This window comes from Streptomyces sp. NPDC002574 (genome assembly GCF_042889545.1).
Taxonomy (GTDB): domain Bacteria; phylum Actinomycetota; class Actinomycetes; order Streptomycetales; family Streptomycetaceae; genus Actinacidiphila.
Genome location: NZ_JBIARB010000003.1, coordinates 396,829 through 416,242 on the forward strand (window position 1 = coordinate 396,829; position 19,414 = coordinate 416,242).

The window sequence follows — 19,414 nt, forward strand, 5'->3', positions numbered from 1 at the left end:
TGTGTGACATCTGCCGTGGCTCCGCATTCAGGAAACGCGTGTCACAGGATCGGCGGGTGCCCGGTCAATCAGGAGGAGTCGAGCGGAGAAGGGTGCGTCATGCGCGGGGATTTCCCATGTCGGGCAGATGCCGGATGAAACTATGGTGAGCGGTGCGGAAGTCGCCCTTGTCACAGGTGCGACCTCGGGGATCGGAGCGGCGTTCGCGCGCGCTCTGGCGGACCGCGGTTGGGACCTCGTCCTGGTCGCGCGCGACAGGGAGCGGCTGGGCCTGATGGCGGCCGAGCTCGAATCGCGCGGCCGTGCCGTCGAGGTGCTCCCCGCCGACCTGGCCGATCGCGCCGACGTCGAACGTGTCGCCGCCCGGCTGGTGGACCCCGCCCGTCCGGTCGGCATGCTCGTCAACAACGCCGGTTTCGGCGTGCACGCTGCGATCACCTCGGCCGACACGACTCCGCACGACCGGGCGATCGAGGTCATGGCGCGCGCGGTGCTGGTGCTCGCCGGCGCCGCCGGGCGGGCCATGCGGGAACGCGGGCACGGCGCGATCGTCAATGTGTCGAGCACCGCCGGCTTTGTCACGATGGGAAGTTATTCGGCCGTCAAGGCCTTTGTGACCTCGCTCACCGAGGGACTGGCGAACGAATTGCACGGTACGGGCGTCACCGTGACCGCGCTGTGTCCTGGCTGGGTCCGCACGGAATTCCACGCCCGGGCCGGAATCCGCTCGTCGAGCATTCCGAACGTCCTCTGGCTCGACGCCGATCGGCTTGTCGAGACAAGTCTGCGCGACGTACGGCGCGGACGGGTGGTCTCCATGCCGAGCTTTCGGTACCGGCTGCTCATCTGGATCACGCGCCATCTTCCGCGCCGCGCGGTGCGGTGGATCTCGCGGCAGATCTCGTCCAGCCGCAAAGACAGTCCCAGTCACTGAAAGAAGCAGTGCGGGCGAGCCCGCACCGGAAGGAAGCGGATGCACGCGACGATGCGCGACCGTTTCACGTCACGCTCTCACGCCGCGGCGCGTTTCGTCGCGCAGCGCGGGCTGTTGAAGCCCGTCGTCTGGAGCGTGACCAGCGTCACGGTGCTCGGACGCGAGCGCTTGGCGAACGTCGACGACACGTATGTCGTCGTCGCCAACCACACCTCGCACCTCGACACGCCGCTCATCATGGGCGCGCTGCCCCGCCGTCTGGCGCGCTATCTCGCGGTGGGAGCCGCCGCCGACTACTTCTTCGACGTGTGGCGGCGGCGCGGCCTGACGGCCCTGTTCTTCAACGCCTTCCCGGTCGACCGCACCGGGGCGAACCCGCGCGGGGTCAGTGCCAGGGGCTTGCTGAACCGGGGCGTGCCGCTCCTCATCTTTCCCGAGGGCACCCGCTCGCGCGACGGGTCGCTGGGGGCGTTCAAGCCCGGGGCGGCGGCGCTCGCCTCGTCGGCCGCGGTGCCCGTGCTCCCCGTCGCGGTGATCGGCGCGCACGCGGCGCATCCCCGCGGATCCAACTGGCCCCAACCGGGCCGCCTGCCGGTCGGGGTGGTCTTCGGCGAACCGCTCACCGCCCTTCCCGGAGAGCCGGTGAGCGAGTTCAGCGATCGCATCCGCTCGGCGATCGTCGCCCTGGCCGAGGAGCACTCCGACCGCGTCCTCGGCGCGCACGCCACCTCACGTCGTCATGTCTGAAGGAGACCGTCCGTGACCGAACCCACCAGCCGCACCGACGCGTTGCGCACCGGTGATGTGAAGCACATGAAGTGGTGGGGCTGGGGCGTGGAGGGCGTCGGCTTCCGTCACGAGGACAAACCCGGTTTCGCGCCCTTCGTGCACCGGGCCGTCGGGCTCGACCTCCGGGCGGGGGAGCAGGCAGAACGGCCCGATTTCGCGCGGATCGAGGTGCCCGCCCCGACGGCACCCGAGGAGCTCCTCGCGGTCCTGGGCCGCATCGTCGGACCCGGGAACGCCGTCGTCGACGACCTGTCCCGGGTCGTCCACACGTACGGCAAGAGCCTGCGCGACCTGGTCCGCCTCCGGGCCGGCGAGATCGCGCGCACTCCCGACGTGGTGGTCTACCCGGCCGACGAGGCGCAGGTGCGGGGCGTGGTCGACGCGGCCGTCCGGGCCGACGCCGTGATCATCCCCTTCGGGGGCGGCAGCAACATCGCGGGCAGCCTGGAACCGCACCCCGACGAGTCCCGGGTCGTCGTCTCGCTCGACCTCGGACGCCTGGGCCGGGTGCTGGAGATCGATGCCGACTCCGGCCTGGCGCGCATCCAGGCGGGGGCGCTGGGACCCGATCTCGAGGCCCAACTCAACCGGGAGGGCTGGACGATGGGGCACTTCCCCGACTCGTTCACCCACTCCTCGCTCGGCGGGTGGGTCGCCACGCGCTCGTCCGGCATGCAGTCGGACAAGTACGGCGACATCGCGGACATCGTCAAGGGACTGCGGGTCGTCCGGCCCGGCGGGGTCCTGGTGATCCGCGCCGTTCCGAGCGCGTCGACCGGGCCGAGCGTGCGGGAGATGGTGGTGGGCTCGGAGGGGCGGCTCGGCGTCATCACCGAGGTCACGGTGCAGGTCCACCGGCTGCCCGAGAGGCGTGCCATCCACGCCTACTTCTTCAAGGACTTCGACCACGGCCTCGCCGCGATGCGGGAGATCGCCGAGAGCGACGTGTCGCCCTCGGTCACCCGGATCTCGGACGCGCACGAGACGGGCTTCTCCCTGGCGACGAGCAAGGAGTCCAAGGGCATCAAGAAGAAGGCGCAGGCCGGCCTCATGGCGTACCTCAGGCGGCGTGGCTGGAACCTCGACGAGATGTGCCTGTCCTTCATCGGCTTCGAGGGCGACGAGGCGCACGCGAAGCTGCAGAAGTCGCTCGTCGACCGGATCGTGCGCAAGCACCACGGCATCGGTGTCGGCAAGGGGCCCGGCGCGCTCTACGACCAGAAGAAGTTCGACACGCCGTACATCCGGGACTTCCTCCTCGACCGCGGCGCCGCCGGCGACGTGAGCGAGACCGCCGGTCCGTGGTCGAAGCTGCGCGGCATCCACGCCGCGGTCTACGCGGCGGCCGACCGCGCCTACGAGGAGATCGGCCGCAAGGGCTGGACGATGTCGCACATGTCGCACTCGTACCACTCGGGAGCGTGCCTCTACTTCACCTTCGCCTTCGTGTTCGGCGACGACCCGCTCGGCGAGTACGACACGGTCAAGCGCGCGATCCAGCAGGCCTTCATCGACGCGGGCGGCACGATCTCGCACCACCACGGGGTGGGCCTGGAGCACGCGGCGTGGCTGGAGGAGGACATCTCGCCGCAGGGCGTCGCCGTCATGTCGGGCCTCTTCGAATCCGCCGACCCGGGCGGCAACTTCAACCCGCGCAAGATCGTGCTCTGAGCGCGGCCCCGCGCCCCGGACCCGTCGCGCCTGACCGCTCGGCCGAATGTGACCCATCTCCTCGATCGGCCGGCGCACGCCGGCCGGCGGGGGACCCGGCGTCCTGCCGTGCGGGCGGTGGCGACCGCAACCTGCTGACCTCCAGCACCGATTCGCGCAGCCCGAAGCAGACCATCAGCCACGTCTACGACGGTCTGGGCTGTGAGCTGGAGACCCACGACGGGCCGGTGACCGGGCCGACGCTGACCAAGCACGTCTGGGACCCCACCGGGAGGGTGGGCCAACTCGCCTCCGGCCACCGGCTATGTCGGCGGCGCGTCCGGGCAGGCGTTCACCACCACCTACAACATCTACGACACGCTGTAGCGCCCGAACCGCGTCACCGCCACGGTCCCGGCCGCCTCGTTGCCGGCCTCGGAGAGCGCGCTGGCCGGCTCCTACCAGGTCAACACGAAGTACGACCCGGACGGGACGGTCCAGTCGTCCAGCTACCCGGCCGCCGGCCGCCTCGCCTCCGACGTCCTCACCCCCACCTACGACGACGTGATGCGTCCGGTCACGCTCTCCGGCACGGGCAGCGTCAGTTACGTCACCGGCACCGCCTACAGCTACACCGGCAAGCCCCTGCAGTTCACGTACCAGAGCGGCGGCAAGAAGACCCAGGTCACCAACACCTACCAGTGGGGCACCCAGCGCCTGGACAACTCCCGGGTCGACCGCGAAGGCGTCCCCGGCGTCGACAAGTCCTCCACCTACGGCTACGACGACGCCGGCAACATCACCTCCATCAGCGACGTCTCCCGCGACGGCACCGACAACCAGTGCTTCACCTACGACCACCTCGGCCGCCTCACCGAAGCCTGGGCACAGGGCGCCACCAATTGCCAGGCCACACCGGGCTCCCCGCTCGGCGGGCCCGCGCCGTACTGGCTGTCGTACACCTACGACATCACCGGCCACCGCACCGGCGAGACCCCGACGGCAACCGCCTGATCCGCCGCACCGACAGTGAGACCACGCTCTACCTCGGTACCACCGAACTCACCCTGAACAAGGGCGCCTCGACCGCCAAGGCCACCCGCTACTACGACCTCGGCGGCGGCAACCAGGCCGCGCGACTCATGGACGACCCGTCGTACAACGGCGGACAGTTGCGAGGTTTCAGGGAGAACAACGCATCAGAGGATTCCATCGACGAAAACAACAGGACGTATGACGCCATCGGGACCGTCGACGCATACGCGAGATGGAACGCGCGGCAATTCTTGGCGTCCCTGCAGAAGCACCTCTACCAGAAGAGTGCCGATTACACTGTGCTGGATCTCACTGGCGCCAACAGCTCTCAGATCGACACAATCTTCACCTCCATGGACTCCTGGGCGGAGACCAGGGGGCGCCAAGGAGTCCGGCGATAATTTTGGGAGACGGGTACTGATGTCTGCCTTTGTGGGCTTCAGCGACGGCAGCGATTGGTCAATTGGTCAGCGCGGTTGGGACAGGCTGTTGGACCGCACGCGTGAGAAGCTTCGCGCAGAGGGGCTCGACAGCCTGCAGTGGGAGATCTTCGATTACGGCGTGGACTTCGATGCGCACCCGGAGCACATTCGCGCTCCGCTGGCGCGAGCGCTTCTCGCTGCGGCTCGCGAGCTGCAGATCGAGCTCGGTGCCCAGGAGGGTTGGGATGCCGGAAAGGGTCCCTACTTCGGCAACCTGGTGGCATTTCTCGAGCGCGAATCGGCCGTGTAGGACGCTGCTGACCGTCTGACGGCAACGCATGGGCACGCCGGAGCCCCCCACGAGGTTCGTGGGGGGCTCCGGCGGCTCTGGGCCGGGTCACGAGACGCCCCTGCGGGATGCGTGCCGGCCACGCTCGACCCCGCGGGGACCCCGCCCAGCGGGCTAGCACTCGATGACGTTCACCGCGAGCCCGCCGCGCGCGGTCTCCTTGTACTTGACCTTCATGTCGGCGCCGGTCTCCTTCATGGTCTTGATGACCTTGTCGAGGGAGACGTGGTGCCGCCCGTCCCCGCGCATCGCCATGCGCGCGGCGGTGACGGCCTTGACCGCGGCCATGCCGTTGCGCTCGATGCAGGGGATCTGGACGAGACCGCCGACGGGGTCGCAGGTGAGGCCGAGGTTGTGCTCCATGCCGATCTCGGCGGCGTTCTCGACCTTCTCGGGGCCGCCGCCGAGGACCTCGGCGAGGCCGCCCGCGGCCATGGAGCAGGCGGAGCCGACCTCGCCCTGGCAGCCGACCTCGGCGCCGGAGATGGAGGCGTTCTCCTTGAAGAGCATGCCGATCGCGCCGGCGGCGAGCAGGAAGCGGACGACGCCGTCCTCCCGTTCGGCCTCCGTCGACGCCTGGGCGACGAAGTTGACGTAGTAGTGGAGGACCGCCGGGATGATGCCGGCGGCGCCGTTGGTGGGAGCGGTGACGACGCGGCCGCCCGCGGCGTTCTCCTCGTTGACGGCCATGGCGTAGAGGGTGACCCACTCCATCGCGTGCGCGGCGGTGCTGCCCTCGGCCCGCAGCTGGCGGGCGGTGGCGGAGGCGCGGCGGCGCACCTTGAGACCGCCGGGGAGGATGCCCTCGCGGGTGAGGCCGGCGTTCACGCAGTCCTGCATGACGCCCCAGATCTCCAGCAGGCCCGCGCGGATCTCGGCCTCGGAGCGCCAGGCCTTCTCGTTCTCCAGCATCAGGCCGGAGATGGACAGGCCGGTCTCGCGGGTGAGGCGCAGCAGCTCGTCGCCGGTGCGGAAGGGGTACTTCAGCACGGTGTCGTCGAGCTTGATGCGGTCCTCGCCGACCGCGTCCTCGTCGACGACGAAGCCGCCGCCCACCGAGTAGTAGGTCTTCTCCAGCACGGGCGCGCCGGACTCGTCGTAGGCAAAGAGCGTCATGCCGTTGGCGTGGTACGGCAGCGAGCGGCGCCGGTGCAGCACCAGGTCGTTGTCGGCGGAGAAGGGGATCTCGTGGGCGCCGAGCAGGTTGATGCGGCCGGTGCCGCGGATGAGCTCCACACGGGCGTCGGCGGTGTCCACGTCGACCGTGCGGGGGGACTCGCCCTCCAGGCCCAGCAGGACCGCCTTGGGGGTGCCGTGGCCGTGGCCGGTCGCGCCGAGGGACCCGAAGAGTTCGGCGCGCACGGAGGCGACGCCGACCAGCAGTCCGTCGTTCTTCAGGCGCTGGACGAACATCCGGGCGGCGCGCATCGGGCCCACGGTGTGCGAGCTGGACGGGCCTATGCCGATCGAGAAGAGGTCGAAGACGGAGATGGCCACGGTGAAGGACTCCTCGGGTTCACGGACCCCGTTGTCCGTGGGTGGCCGGCGGGATCGCCGCCGGGTGGTACGGATGGCGCGCACGGGTGTCGCGCGCAAGGTCCAGTGTGCGGGACCGCCGGCCGGGGCGGTCCCGCACAACGGGTGACGATCGCTACTTCAGGCCGGGGTAGAGCGGGTGCCGCTCGGCGAGCGCGGCGACCCGGGCGCCGAGCGCCTTGGCCTGCTCCGCGTCGAAGCCCGGCTTGAGCGCCTCGGCGATGACGTCGGCGACCTCGCGGAAGTCGTCGGTGCCGAAGCCGCGGGTGGCCAGCGCGGGCGTGCCGATGCGCAGGCCGGAGGTGACCATAGGCGGGCGCGGGTCGTTCGGGACGGCGTTGCGGTTGACCGTGATGCCGATCTCGTGGAGCCGGTCCTCGGCCTGCTGCCCGTCCAGGTCGCTGTCGCGCAGGTCGACCAGGACCAGGTGGACGTCCGTGCCGCCGGAGAGCACCGAGACGCCCGCCGCCGTGACATCGGCCTGCGTCAGCCGCTCGGCGAGGATCTTCGCGCCCTCCAGGGTGCGGACCTGGCGGTCCTTGAACTCCTCGCTCGCCGCGACCTTGAAGGCGACCGCCTTCGCCGCGATGACGTGCTCCAGCGGGCCGCCCTGCTGGCCGGGGAAGACCGCCGAGTTGATCTTCTTGGCGAGTTCGGCCTTGCACAGGATGACGCCGCCGCGCGGGCCGCCCAGCGTCTTGTGCGTGGTGGTGGTGACGACGTCCGCGTGCGGCACGGGGGAGGGGTGGAGCCCCGCCGCGACCAGCCCGGCGAAGTGCGCCATGTCGACCATCAGGTAGGCGCCGACCTCGTCGGCGATCCGCCGGAAGGCCGCGAAGTCCAGCTGCCGCGGGTACGCGGACCAGCCGGCGATGATCAGCTTCGGCCGGGACTCCTTGGCCAGCCGCTCGACCTCGGCCATGTCGACCTGGCCGGTCTCGGCGTCCACGTGGTAGGCGACCACGTTGTAGAGCTTGCCGGAGAAGTTGATCTTCATGCCGTGGGTCAGGTGCCCGCCGTGGGCGAGGTTCAGGCCCAGGATCGTGTCGCCGGGGTTCAGCAGCGCGAACATCGCGGCCGCGTTGGCCTGCGCGCCCGAGTGCGGCTGGACGTTGGCGTGCTCGGCGCCGAACAGCGCCTTGACCCGGTCGATGGCGAGCTGCTCGACGACGTCGACGTGCTCGCAGCCGCCGTAGTAGCGGCGGCCGGGGTAGCCCTCGGCGTACTTGTTGGTCAGCACCGAGCCCTGGGCCTGGAGGACCGCGACCGGAGCGAAGTTCTCCGAGGCGATCATCTCCAGGGTGGACTGCTGGCGGTGCAGTTCGGCGTCGACGGCGGCGGCGACGTCGGGGTCGAGCTCGTGCAGGGAGCTGTTGAGAAGCGACATCTGGGGGGTCATCCGTCCGGAGGTCGGGGTGGGCAGGTCGGGGCGGCCTGGTGCCGCCGCGGCGGCGTCAGCTGCCGGTGAAGGCGGTGTACTCGTCGGCCGAGAGCAGGTCGCCCGGCTCCTCGGACACCTTCACCTTGAACAGCCAGCCGCCCTCGAAGGAGGCCGAGTTGACCAGGGAGGGGTCGTTGACGACGTCCTCGTTGACCTCGGTGACCTCACCGGAGACGGGGGAGTACAGGTCGCTGACCGACTTGGTCGACTCCAGCTCGCCGCAGGTCTCGCCCGCGGACACCGAGTCGCCGACCGTCGGGAGCTGGACGTAGACGACGTCGCCGAGGGCGTTCGCCGCGTGCTCGGTGATGCCCACCGAGGACACGCCGTCCGCGTCCGCGGCCGACAGCCACTCGTGCTCCTTGCTGTAGCGCAGCTGCTGGGGGTTGCTCATGGCGTGAATTCTCCTGGATGACGGGATGTGCTGGTGAACGGCTGTCTTGACAGGTGGGACGGCGGTGCCCGGTGTGCGGGCGGAGCCTCAGCGCTGCCGCTTGTAGAACGGCAGCGCCACCACCTCGTACGGCTCATGGGTACCGCGAATGTCCACGCCCACACCGGAGGTGCCCGGCGCGGCGTGCGCGGCGTCCACGTACGCCATGGCGATCGGCTTGCCCAGGGTCGGGGACGGGGCGCCCGAGGTGACCTCGCCGATCACGGCGCCGCCGGCCACCACCGGGTAGCCCGCCCGCGGGACCCGGCGGCCCTCGGCGACCAGGCCGACCAGCCTGCGCGGCGGCTCGGCCGCGGCGCGCTCCGCGGCGGCGGTCAGGGCCTGCCGGCCCACGAAGTCACCGGGCTTGTCGAACTTCACGACCCGGCCGAGACCGGCGTCGAACGGGGTCAGGGCGGTGGTCAGTTCGTTGCCGTACAGCGGCATGCCCGCCTCCAGGCGCAGCGTGTCCCGGCAGGACAGGCCGCACGGCACCAGGCCGGCGCCCGCACCCGCGTCGGTGAGCGCCTGCCACAGCTTCTCGGCGTCGGCGGGGGCGACGAACAGCTCGAAGCCGTCCTCACCGGTGTACCCCGTGCGGGCGATCAGCGCGGAGACGCCGGCGACCGTGCCGGGCAGCCCGGCGTAGTACTTCAGGCCGTCGAGGTCGGCGTCGGTCAGCGACTTCAGGATGCCGGGGGACTCCGGGCCCTGGACGGCGATCAGCGCGTACGCGTCCCGGTCGTCGCGGACGGCGGCGTCGAAGCCGGCGGCGCGCTCGGTCACGGCGTCCAGGACGACCTGGGCGTTGGAGGCGTTGGCGACGACCATGTACTCCTGCTCGCCGAGGCGGTAGACGATCAGGTCGTCCAGGATGCCGCCGTCGGGGGCACAGATCATCGTGTAGCGCGCGCGACCCACGGCCAGCGCGGAGATGTGGCCGACCAGCGCGTGGTCCAGCGCCTCGCCTGCGGCGGGGCCGGTGACCGTGATCTCGCCCATGTGGGAGAGGTCGAAGAGACCGGCCCGGGTCCGTACGGCGGTGTGCTCGTCGCGCTCGCTGGCGTACCGCAGCGGCATGTCCCAGCCCGCGAAGTCGGTCATGGTGGCACCGAGGGACCGGTGCAGGGCGTCCAGCGCGGTACGGCGGGGTTCACTCATCGGGCGGGCTCCCAAGGACATGGAAAGACAGGTCTGGCGATGACAGGAGGGGGGCTTGCCCTCCCCATCTGTCATCGGAACCTGAGAGGTTCACCTGGACCCTCCGTGCGGAGGAGCCCGGGTTTGCACCTTGGGTGGGGCGGCCGCCCCGGACCGGGAGGGCTCGCCCGCTTTTCAGATGTGCCTCGGACGCGCGGTATCTGTGCCTGAGAGATTCAAGGGAGGACTTGCTCCTTCGGCGCCCCGCCCGCCACGGCGGGAGCGGGGAACTCTCCCGCGCGGCCTCGAACGGCCGATATGTGATTGAGGCCGCCATCATTGCACGGCCGCTCGGCCTTGTCGCGGCCGTGTCCCCGATGTCCCGGTCGGGTCCCGATCGTGTTGTCACCGCGTCGCTTCCCCGGGTAGGCGCATACCGAGGATTTACCATTTCTTGAAAGTCTCACCGGGAGGGCGACTGTGCGGTGGCAGAGTGCGTACGCGACGGCCGGGGCACCGGCCGCTCCCCGTCCGGCGGCCGTGAGGCCGCCGGTCCGTCCCCGCGGCGCGGCCCGTGCCGGCCGCTCGGTGCGCCCGGGCCGGCTGGTCGACCTGCGCGCGAGCCGCACCCCGGTACGGCGGTTGCGCTACCCGGCCGGTGACGTCCTGATCGTCTCCGGGCTCCCCGGCGGCGGCAAGAGCACGCTCATGCGCCGTGTGTCCGGCGACGCCTGGCTGATCGACTCCCAGGACGTGCGCGAGCGCTGGCAGGCCCGGATGCCCCGCCTGCTGCCCTATGCCGTCTACCGTCCGCTGGTGCGGCTGGCGCACTACACGGGCCTGTGGCGGGCCCTGCGCTCCGGGGCCGGCGTGGCCCTGCACGACTGCGGCACCCTGCCGTGGGTACGGGCCTGGGTCGGCCGGGAGGTCCGGCGCCGCGGCCGGGGGATGCACCTGGTGCTGCTCGACGTGCCCGTGGAGGCCGCCCTCGACGGGCAGCGTTCGCGGGGGCGGGGGGTCTCGGCGTACGCCATGGCCCGGCACCAGCGGGCCTCGCGGCTGCTGCTGCGCGCCGCCGAGGAGGGCCGGCTGCCGGCCGCGTGCACCTCTGCGGTGCTGCTGGACCGCGAAGCGGCCCGGCGGCTCGAGGCCATCGACTTCGACGGCTGAGCGGCCGGGCCACCCCGTACTGCGGTGATGCTGCGGTGAGTGGGCTGACTACGGGACCTGCGAGGCAGGGGCCATCGGCACCGCAGGCATCTCGGGAGCCTGGGGAGCCGCGGCCGGGTCCTCGGGCGCCAGGGCCTCGGGAGCCTGCGGGTCCTGCGCCGACTGGTCCTCCAGCGGCAGGGTGATGGGAAGGGGAATGAGCTTCGGTACGGACAGCAGGAGCGCCTGCAGGTCGGCGACGACCTTGGCCACCCCGGCGGTCACCCCCGCGAGGTCCTTGTTCACGGCCGCCTTCAGCAGCGCGGCGACGTCGGTCACCAGCGTGTCGAGCTGCTTCTGGACGTCGGACACGGCGTCCGCGGCACGCTCGCTGCTGTCGACGGGCAGCGCCACGTCGGCGAACTGCGGGTCGGCGGCGGGGTCGGCCGGGAACTGGGCCGCCGGGTCGGCGCCGGACTGGTCGGTCTGCGACGGGCCGGCCGCGCCGGCCGCCTGGTCGACGACCGTGGACAACTGCTGGGTCGCCTCCTCCAGGCCCTGGCGGAGCTCTTCGAGCTTCGCCGAGTCGGGAGCCTGGGCCTGGGCCTCCTGTGTGAGCTTCGCGCCGATCGACAGCGTGTCACCCAGCTTGGCGATGATGTCGGCACGGCCGGTCTCCGCCGCATCGGCGGTACGCGCCAGGTGAACGGCCGTGATCCGGACCGGGGCGTGGGCACTCGCGACACCGCCGGTGAGGCCCATCGTCAGCGAACCGCAGACGGCGGCAGCTATGAGGGCGGAGGTGGTCCTGGTGATGCGCATATTGAGGAATCTCCCAAGTGAGGGTTTTGTCCTTGCCTGCCCCACCTTGTGAGAAGTCGTGACCCCTCGCAACCGGAAGATCGCACGGTGTGACGGTTCCTGGCCCGGAGGGGTCCGTCGGGGCCGCCTGCGGATAGGGTTTTGGGAGAGGGCACCACGACCGGATTTTGCGAGGCGAGACGCAGTGAACATCCCTGGGCAGCGGATACCCGACGGATTCGCCCCGGCGTTCGCGGGCGAACAGCCCGCCGGCACCTGGCCCGCCAACGAACTCGAGGAAGTGCTCACCGCGGCCCTCGGCGATGCCGGCGCGACCGCGCGGGTCCTGGAGGTGCTGGGGCGCTCGCAGTTGTGGATCCCGCTGCCGGCCGGCGGCAACCAGAGCAGTCCCGACCTGGACCTTCCCACCATCGAACTCGGCGGCGGCGTCTTCGTCCCGGTGTTCAGTTCCGAGCAGCAGTTCCTGCACGCCGCGCAGGGCATGGACTTCGCCGTCGCCCCGGCCCGCGAGTTCGCCCGCGGACTGCCGCCGCAGGTCGGCATCGCCGTCAACCCCGGTGGCGCGGTGGGGATTCCGCTGCCGCCGCCCGCCGTCATGGAACTGTGCCGCACCGACCGCGAGGCCGGCACGCCGACCGGCGCCCGGGTGCGGCTGTGGGAGCCCTCGCCGGACGAGGAGCCGGTGGAGTTCCTGGCCGCCGCCGCTGGCGAGTTCGCCGTCACCCCGGTCGTCCTCACCGCGCGTCGCGCCATGGCCAGCGTCGAGGGGGACCCGGCCGCGCTCTTCATCGGCGTCGAACTCGACCGCTGGCAGGAGGAGGACCGGGTCGCCGCGATGACCGCGCTCGGCCGCGCGCTCGGCGCCGTCCCCGTGCCGTGGCAGGTCAATCTCGTCCTCCTCGACGTCGCGCAGGACCCCGTGGGGGACTGGATGATCGAGCGCGTGCGACCCTTCTTTGTCGGCACCGGCGCATAACCTGGGTCCGGCAGCCGAAGCAGTGGACGACGCAGAGACGGAAGGGCGGGTCACGTGGGCGCGGGCGCGGGAGGGGACGGTGGGCTGGAGCATGCGCTGCGGCAGGTGACGCCCGGCAGGTTCGACGCGTACGAGACATTGCTGCGGACCCTCGCCGACAGCGAGGTCTGGATGCTGCTGTGGCAGGGCACGCCCGGCGGCGCGGACGCGCAGTACGGCAACATCGAGGTGGGCGGCTACGGTTACGCCCCCTGTGTGACCTCCTCGCGCGAACTGGCCGCCAGCGGCTGGACCCGGGCGCACGAGGTCGTGTCCGGCCGCGAGATCGCCGCCTCCCTCTTCCCGGACCGCTGGGGCCTGTGGCTCGATCCGCACGCCCCCGGCGGCGGGGTCGGCGTCCCGTGGCTCGACCTGCGCCGGATCGGTCTCGGGCTGGACCAGGCCCCCGCGGGGCCGCTGCGGATAGCCGAGCCCGCACTCCAGATCCCGCAGTACTACGCCCTGTTGTCCCAGCAGGCCCACCGCACCCCCGCGGTGCGCTCCCTGCGCCGCGCCTGGGTCCAGCCCGCCGTCGGCGAGCCCTACCTCGCGATCGGCGTCGACCTCTACGACGCCGGCCCGCAGTCCGCCGAGACGGTGCGCCTGATGATGCAGTCCGCCCTCGCCGCGGTGCCCCAGGGGCTGCCCGTCGCCGCGGTCGCCCTCGCCGACGAGTACGACCCCGTCGGCATGTGGATGCGGGCGGCCGCGCAGCCCTTCTACGACCGCGACGCCCACGCGGGCGGCGGAGCCGCGAGCGCCGTCCAGGGGTGGGCGCCGCAGCGTTACTGAGCCCTGCAGGGGCGGCTCACGGGCCCTGCCCGCAGCCGCCCCCCGGGGCCCGTCAGAGCACCGCGGAGATCAGTCCGAGCGGAGGGCTGCCCAGCTCCAGCAGGGACGTGTGGAACCGCCGCAGCGTGAAGTCCTGCCCCCACTCCTGCCGGGCCCGTTCCCGCAGCCGCATGATCTCCAACTTGCCCCAGGTGTAGCGCCCGTAGGCCGCGTCGAAGGTGCCCCGGCGGGCCTCGGAGGCGGCGCCGGCGCGCGCGAGACGGGCGTCGCGCATGAACCGCGCGGTGGCCTCCTCCAGTGTCATCGCCCCCGTGTGCAGCCCGATGGCACAGGCCAGCCGTGTCACACGGACGAGCGCCTCCAGGGCGACGCCGATGGCGAAGCGGGGGTCGCGGGAGCGGAAGCCCTCCTCCAGGCAGACCTCCTCCACGTAGTGCGCCCAGCCCTCGCAGAAGGAGAGCGAGTGCAGCACCCGCCGGACCTGGGTGGGTGCGTGCCGCAGTGCCCGGCCGTGGGCGAAGTGTCCCGGCGCGACCTCGTGCACGGTGATCGCGGGCAGGCTGGTGCGGCTGAAGACCGACAGCCACTCCTCGCGCTCGTCCTCGGGCCAGTCCGGCTCCGGCGGGGTGACGTGGTACCAGGAGGCGCTGTCGGCCTCCTCGGGGGCGGCCCAGGTCATCATCGCCATGGACCAGCGCCGCGAGGGCGGCGCGGGACCCACGAGGCAGTCCCCGTCGAGCCACGGCACGAGCCCCCGTCGGCGGGTGAACTCGATGACCTCCTCGGTGAGCCGGGCGGCCTCGGGGATCACCCCCTCCGCGGCGGGGTGATCCGCGAGCAGCCGCGGGATCAGCTCGTCCACCGTGTGCTCCGGGTCGAGCCGCCGGCAGGACTCCGTCAACAGTTCCGTGAGCCGGTCGCGTTCGCGTTCCGCCTCCTCCGCGAGCGCCGACAGGTCGACCGGCAGGCCCTCCTGACTGCCCATCAACGCGGCGAGGGCGTCGCCGCCGAGCCGCGGGTCGGGGTCGCCGGTCTCGGCGGCCCGGGCGATGTGGTCCACCAGCCGGCGGTGCGCGGCGAGCGCGGGGCCGGCCTCCGGCTCCTGGTCCGGGTCGAGGCCGGCGGCCAGGCCGCGGACCGCCCCCAGGAGTGCCCCGGCGACGGGCGCGCTCACCCGGTCGAGGGACGCCACGGCCGCGTCCACGGCGTCCGGCCACTGCAGCAGATGCCGCCTGCGGGCCTCCGCGAGCTCCTCGCGGGAGGCGTACTCCCGGTCGTAGGCGGTCAGTTCGAGGTTGGACAGATGCGGATAGGGGTCCCGCCGGTGCAGCTCCAGCTCGCCGTACTGGACCTTGAGGGTGTCCTCGAAGACCGAAAGGTGCCGTTCGTCGTGCGCGTCCGCCAGAGGCGCCTCGCGGCGTCGCGCGTGGGCCAGCGCGGACAGGCCGCGGCGTACGCCGTCCGGCGACAGATCCTGGACCTGGCCGTCGTACTCGTGCAGTCCTGCCATCTCCCTGACCACGGGGACCATGAGGTCGCACACCGCGCGAAGCCGATCATTCATGGATCCGACGGTAGCGAGTCGGGGCCTCTCCCGGCGATCTGTCAACGCGCGTAACACCACGGTAATAACGGGCGAAGCGTCACCACATCACGGTTGCGCATACATTCCCCGCCGGGTCTGGTGTGTGATCGCGATCAGGATGAAGACTCACCCGCCAGAGGGTTTCCCAACCCCTGGTTTCACCTGCCACAGCACCGCAGCACCGCAGCACCACGAGCACGACCGATGAGTAAAGCCGCTACAGCGGCGGGCGCGCGCCGGTAACCCGCCGGCGAGAGGGGTCAGTTTCACCATGACCGCACCGATAGAGACCACCGCTTCACAGACCGAGGCACCGCCGGAGGCTGTGCTCAGCGGGGCCACCCGGAGCCAGATCGAAGGACGTTCCCTCAGCCAGATCGCCTGGATGCGCTTCAAGCGCGACAAGGTGGCGGTGGCCGGTGGCGTCGTCGTGATCCTCCTGGTGCTGCTGGCGGTACTTGCCAAGCCCATCGAGATGATCTTCCATCTCGACCCCAACGCCTTCAACCAGGATCTGGTCGATGCCGAACTGCTGTCCCCCAAGGGCGGCTGGGGCGGTATGAGCTGGGATCACCCCCTTGGCGTGGATCCGCAGTTCGGACGCGACATCCTGGCCCGCATCATCGAGGGCTCCTGGATCTCGCTCCTGGTCGCCACCGGCGCGACGATCCTCTCCAACGTGATCGGAACCGTCCTCGGTATCGTCGCCGGCTACTACGGCGGCTGGGTGGACAGCCTGATCAGCCGGATGATGGACATCTTCCTGGCCTTCCCGCTGCTGCTGTTCGCCATCTCGATCTCGGCCTCGCTGCAGGACGGCGCCTTCGGCCTGAACGGGCTGCCGCTGCGGATCTGCGTGCTGATCTTCGTCATCGGCTTCTTCAACTGGCCGTACATGGGACGCATCGTGCGCGGCCAGACCCTGAGCCTCAGGGAGCGCGAGTTCGTGGACGCGTCCCGCAGCCTCGGCGCCCGGGGACCGTTCATCCTCTTCCGGGAGCTGCTGCCCAACCTGGTGGCGCCGATCCTCGTCTACTCGACGCTGCTGATCCCCACCAACATCCTCTTCGAGGCGGCGCTGAGCTTCCTCGGGGTCGGTATCGCTCCGCCGCAGGCATCCTGGGGCAACATGCTGACCAGCGCGGTCGACGTGTTCCAGGCGGACCCGCAGTACATGTTCGTGCCGGGCCTGGCCATCTTCATCACCGTCTTGGCGTTCAACCTGCTGGGCGACGGGCTGCGAGACGCCCTCGACCCGCGCAGCAAGTGACTCGGCGCGCGCTCAACGCGCTCCGCTGTGCAGCAACATCACCGAATGAGGGGGCTTACCTCGGCATGAACAGCAGAAAAGCAACAGCCATAGTGGCACTTGCCACGGCTATGGCCCTGGGCGCGTCTGCGTGCAGCAGCAGCTCCAAGAGCGGCGGCTCGAGCAGCAGCAGCAAGGGCGGGGCCGGCAAGGACGCCGCCCTGACCCAGATCGTCAACAAGTCGGACAAGAAGGGGGGTACGGTCACGATGGAAGACTCCGACGTGCCGGACTCCCTGGACCCGGGCAACACGTACTACGGCTGGGTGCAGAACTTCTCCCGTCTGTACGGCCGCACTCTGCTGACGTTCAAGCCCGCCGCGGGCAAGGACGGCCTCGAGCTCGTCCCGGACCTGGCCACCGGCCTGGGCAAGGCGTCCGCGGACGCCAAGACCTGGACCTACACGCTCCGCGACGGCGTCAAGTTCGAGGACGGCACCCCGGTCACGTCCAAGGACGTGAAGTACGCGGTCGAGCGCAGCAACTTCGCGCCCGATGTCATGGCCAACGGCCCGACCTACTTCAAGGCGTACCTCGAGGGCGGTGACAAGTACCAGGGTCCGTACAAGGACAAGTCCCCCGAGGGCCTGAAGTCCATCGAGACCCCGGACGACAAGACCATCGTCTTCCACCTGAGCAAGCCCTTCGCGGACTTCGACTACCTCGCGACGTTCTCGCAGACGGCCCCGGTGCCGGCGGCGAAGGACACGGGCGCGACGTACGTCCAGCACATCCAGTCCACGGGCCCGTACAAGTTCTCCTCGTACACCGAGGGTTCGGGTGCCACGCTGGTCCGCAACCCGCAGTGGGACAAGGCGACGGACCCGATCCGCACCGCGCTGCCGGACAAGTTCGTGCTGAAGCTGAAGGTCAACCCGCTCACCATCGACAACAACCTGCTGGCCGACAACAGCACGGTCGACGGTGCCGGCGCCGGTGTGCAGCCGCAGACCCAGCCGAAGATCCTGACCAGCCCGAAGAACCTGAAGAACAGCGACAACTCCATCGCCGGTGCGACCTCGTACATGGCGATGAACGTCAACGTCGCGCCGTTCAACAACGCCGACTGCCGCAAGGCCGTCCAGTGGGCGCTCGACAAGGCCTCGGTCCAGGCGGCCGCCGGTGGTGGCGTGAAGGGCGACGTCGCCTCCACGCTGATCCCGCCGTCGGTCAACGGCTTCAACAAGTTCAACCTGTACGAGACCCCGGGCGACAAGGGTGACGCGGCCAAGGCCAAGGCGTCCCTGACCGCCTGCGGCAAGCCGAACGGCTTCAGCACCACGCTGACCGCGCGCACGGACCGTCCGTCCGAGGTCGCCATGGCCACCGCGATCCAGGCCTCGCTCAAGAAGGTCGGCATCGACGCCAAGATCCAGACCTTCCCGGCCGGCAAGTACTTCTCGAACTACGTCGGTGTGCCGAGCTACGTGCACCAGCACAAGATCGGCCTGATGATGATGGCCTGGGGTGCCGACTGGCCGACCGGCTACGGCTTCCTCGACCAGATCGTCGACGGCTCCGCGATCAAGCCCTCGGGTGGCAACAACCTGATGGAGCTGAACGACCCGGCCATCAACAAGGCCCTGGCCGACGCGATCGCCAACACCGACGCCGCGGCCCGTACCAAGGCCTGGGGCGACATCGACAAGATGGTCATGGAGAACGCCTCGGTGGTGCCGCTGCTGTGGCGCAAGAACCTCCTGTACCGCCCGCCGTCGGCGACCAACGTCACGGTGACCCAGGCGTACCTCGGAATGTACGACTACCTGCTGATGGGTTCGTCCAAGTAATCGGAAGGCAGGTGAAGGCATCGGTGTCCCGCCGGACCGGGTGACCCCCGGTCCGGCGGGCCCGACGCCGCACGGCTGTGGCTGCGTACATCATTCGACGCGTGTTCGCCGCGGTGATCCTGCTGCTGGTCGTCAGCGCAGTCACCTTCGCGATCTTCTTCCTGGTCCCCCGCCTCGGCGGGCAGACCACCACCCAGTTGGCGACCCAGTACGTGGGTAAGGACGCCAACCCCGCCTCCATCGCGGCGGTCAAGAAGAACCTCGGGTTCGACCTGCCGCTGTACCAGCAGTACTGGCATTTCCTCAAGGCCTTGTTCGCCGGCGCCGACTACAAGTTCGGCCCGGACGCGACGCACTGCGGCGCCCCTTGCTTCGGCTACTCCTTCAAGTCCCATGTGGAGGTCTGGCCGCAGCTCAAGGACCGCATCCCGATCTCCTTCTCGCTGGCCATCGGCGCGGCGGTGCTCTGGGTGATCAGCGGTGTCGCGGTGGGCGTGGTCTCCGCGCTCAAGCGGGGCTCGATCTTCGACCGGCTCTCGATGGGCGTGGCTCTCGCGGGCGTCTCGCTCCCGATCTTCTTCACCGGCATCCTGGTGCTGGGCGTGTTCACCGTCCAGTGGCCGATCTGGGCCGATGGAGTGAACTACGTTCCGTTCACCGAGAATCCGGCGGACTGGGCATGGAACCTGCTACTGCCCTGGTGCAGCCTCGCGTTCCTCTACTCCGCGCTGTACGCCCGGCTCACCCGGGCCGGCATGCTGGAGACGATGGGTGAGGACTACATCCGCACCGCGCGGGCCAAGGGCCTGCGGGAGCGCCATGTCGTCGTCAAGCACGGCCTGCGGGCCGCGCTCACCCCGATCGTCACCATCTTCGGCATGGACTTCGGTCTGCTGGTGGGCAGCGCGGTCATCACCGAGAACGTCTTCTCCTTCAAGGGGATCGGCGCCTACGCAGTCGACGGGGTCAGGGACAACGACCTGCCGATCGTGCTGGGTGTGACCCTGGTCGCCGCCTTCTTCATCGTCGTCTGCAATCTCCTGGTGGACCTTGTGTACGCCGCCATCGACCCCAGGGTGAGGTTCTCGTGAGCACGGCCGACAGCACCTCGAACGGCTCGCCCCGGACGGAGGAGCCCTCCGCGGACGCCGAGCCCGCGCAGCAGGACCCCGTCACGGAACCCGTTCAGGACACCGCGTCCTCCGAGGACGTCGCGGCGGACG

17 protein-coding genes and 1 riboswitch are annotated in these 19,414 nt (G+C 70.5%); of the genes, 11 read left to right on the forward strand and 6 right to left on the reverse strand.

The window, feature by feature from the left end:
* The first annotated feature begins 142 nt into the window (after positions 1 to 142).
* The 5 genes from ACFYXS_RS08695 (at position 143) to ACFYXS_RS08715 (ending at position 5,140) form a co-directional block, all read left to right on the forward strand.
* Positions 143 to 934: an SDR family NAD(P)-dependent oxidoreductase gene (locus tag ACFYXS_RS08695; protein ID WP_389245357.1), complete on the forward strand. Its 792-nt coding sequence runs from the start codon at positions 143 to 145 to the stop codon at positions 932 to 934.
* A gap of 39 nt (positions 935 to 973) precedes the next feature.
* Entirely contained in the window at positions 974 to 1,681 is a 708-nt protein-coding gene (locus ACFYXS_RS08700; RefSeq protein WP_389245359.1) for a lysophospholipid acyltransferase family protein, read from the forward strand.
* Positions 1,682 to 1,693: 12 nt separating this feature from the next.
* Complete coding sequence (locus ACFYXS_RS08705) at positions 1,694 to 3,394, forward strand: FAD-binding oxidoreductase (RefSeq protein ID WP_389245361.1); 1,701 nt, start codon at positions 1,694 to 1,696, stop codon at positions 3,392 to 3,394.
* A gap of 405 nt (positions 3,395 to 3,799) precedes the next feature.
* The gene (locus ACFYXS_RS08710) at positions 3,800 to 4,387 is read left to right on the forward strand and encodes a hypothetical protein (RefSeq protein ID WP_389245363.1); all 588 of its coding nucleotides are present in this window, start codon (positions 3,800 to 3,802) and stop codon (positions 4,385 to 4,387) included.
* 441 nt (positions 4,388 to 4,828) lie between these two features.
* A complete protein-coding gene (locus ACFYXS_RS08715; protein WP_389245365.1) occupies positions 4,829 to 5,140 on the forward strand; it encodes a hypothetical protein in 312 nt (103 codons plus the stop codon).
* 153 nt (positions 5,141 to 5,293) lie between these two features.
* On the opposite strand, the gene ACFYXS_RS08720 is transcribed toward ACFYXS_RS08715, so the two are convergent.
* From ACFYXS_RS08720 to gcvT, 4 genes are all read right to left on the reverse strand, one after another.
* Entirely contained in the window at positions 5,294 to 6,676 is a 1,383-nt protein-coding gene (locus tag ACFYXS_RS08720; protein WP_389245367.1) for an L-serine ammonia-lyase, read from the reverse strand.
* Positions 6,677 to 6,830: 154 nt separating this feature from the next.
* The gene (glyA, locus tag ACFYXS_RS08725) at positions 6,831 to 8,102 is read right to left on the reverse strand and encodes a serine hydroxymethyltransferase (protein ID WP_389245369.1); all 1,272 of its coding nucleotides are present in this window, start codon (positions 8,100 to 8,102) and stop codon (positions 6,831 to 6,833) included.
* A 67-nt stretch (positions 8,103 to 8,169) separates the two neighbouring features.
* Positions 8,170 to 8,550 carry a glycine cleavage system protein GcvH gene (gene gcvH, locus ACFYXS_RS08730; RefSeq protein ID WP_389245371.1) on the reverse strand — a complete coding sequence of 127 codons (381 nt, stop codon included), beginning with the start codon at positions 8,548 to 8,550 and terminating at the stop codon, positions 8,170 to 8,172.
* Between the two features lie 87 nt (positions 8,551 to 8,637).
* Complete coding sequence (gene gcvT / locus ACFYXS_RS08735) at positions 8,638 to 9,750, reverse strand: glycine cleavage system aminomethyltransferase GcvT (protein WP_389245374.1); 1,113 nt, start codon at positions 9,748 to 9,750, stop codon at positions 8,638 to 8,640.
* 184 nt (positions 9,751 to 9,934) lie between these two features.
* Positions 9,935 to 10,037: riboswitch (glycine riboswitch) on the reverse strand.
* Positions 10,038 to 10,209: 172 nt separating this feature from the next.
* On the opposite strand from gcvT, the gene ACFYXS_RS08740 reads away from it, so the two are divergent.
* Positions 10,210 to 10,899, forward strand: a complete 690-nt coding sequence (locus ACFYXS_RS08740) for an ATP-binding protein (protein WP_389245376.1) — start codon at positions 10,210 to 10,212, stop codon at positions 10,897 to 10,899.
* Positions 10,900 to 10,947: 48 nt separating this feature from the next.
* On the opposite strand, the gene ACFYXS_RS08745 is transcribed toward ACFYXS_RS08740, so the two are convergent.
* Positions 10,948 to 11,700, reverse strand: coding sequence for a hypothetical protein (locus ACFYXS_RS08745; RefSeq protein ID WP_389245378.1), 753 nt, complete (start codon positions 11,698 to 11,700; stop codon positions 10,948 to 10,950).
* A gap of 184 nt (positions 11,701 to 11,884) precedes the next feature.
* Here ACFYXS_RS08745 and ACFYXS_RS08750 point away from each other — a divergent pair, with 184 nt between their 5' ends.
* Both ACFYXS_RS08750 and ACFYXS_RS08755 read left to right on the forward strand, forming a co-directional pair.
* Positions 11,885 to 12,676: an enhanced serine sensitivity protein SseB gene (locus tag ACFYXS_RS08750; protein ID WP_389245380.1), complete on the forward strand. Its 792-nt coding sequence runs from the start codon at positions 11,885 to 11,887 to the stop codon at positions 12,674 to 12,676.
* Between the two features lie 54 nt (positions 12,677 to 12,730).
* Positions 12,731 to 13,507: an enhanced serine sensitivity protein SseB C-terminal domain-containing protein gene (locus ACFYXS_RS08755; protein ID WP_389245383.1), complete on the forward strand. Its 777-nt coding sequence runs from the start codon at positions 12,731 to 12,733 to the stop codon at positions 13,505 to 13,507.
* A gap of 52 nt (positions 13,508 to 13,559) precedes the next feature.
* Here ACFYXS_RS08755 and ACFYXS_RS08760 read toward each other — a convergent pair whose 3' ends face one another.
* A complete protein-coding gene (locus ACFYXS_RS08760) occupies positions 13,560 to 15,071 on the reverse strand; it encodes a DUF885 family protein (RefSeq protein ID WP_389245385.1) in 1,512 nt (503 codons plus the stop codon).
* 292 nt (positions 15,072 to 15,363) lie between these two features.
* On the opposite strand from ACFYXS_RS08760, the gene ACFYXS_RS08765 reads away from it, so the two are divergent.
* The 3 genes from ACFYXS_RS08765 (at position 15,364) to ACFYXS_RS08775 (ending at position 19,282) form a co-directional block, all read left to right on the forward strand.
* Positions 15,364 to 16,362, forward strand: coding sequence for an ABC transporter permease (locus ACFYXS_RS08765; RefSeq protein ID WP_389245387.1), 999 nt, complete (start codon positions 15,364 to 15,366; stop codon positions 16,360 to 16,362).
* Positions 16,363 to 16,427: 65 nt separating this feature from the next.
* A complete protein-coding gene (locus ACFYXS_RS08770) occupies positions 16,428 to 18,191 on the forward strand; it encodes an ABC transporter substrate-binding protein (RefSeq protein WP_389245389.1) in 1,764 nt (587 codons plus the stop codon).
* A gap of 77 nt (positions 18,192 to 18,268) precedes the next feature.
* Entirely contained in the window at positions 18,269 to 19,282 is a 1,014-nt protein-coding gene (locus tag ACFYXS_RS08775; protein ID WP_389245391.1) for an ABC transporter permease, read from the forward strand.
* The last annotated feature ends 132 nt before the right edge of the window (positions 19,283 to 19,414 follow it).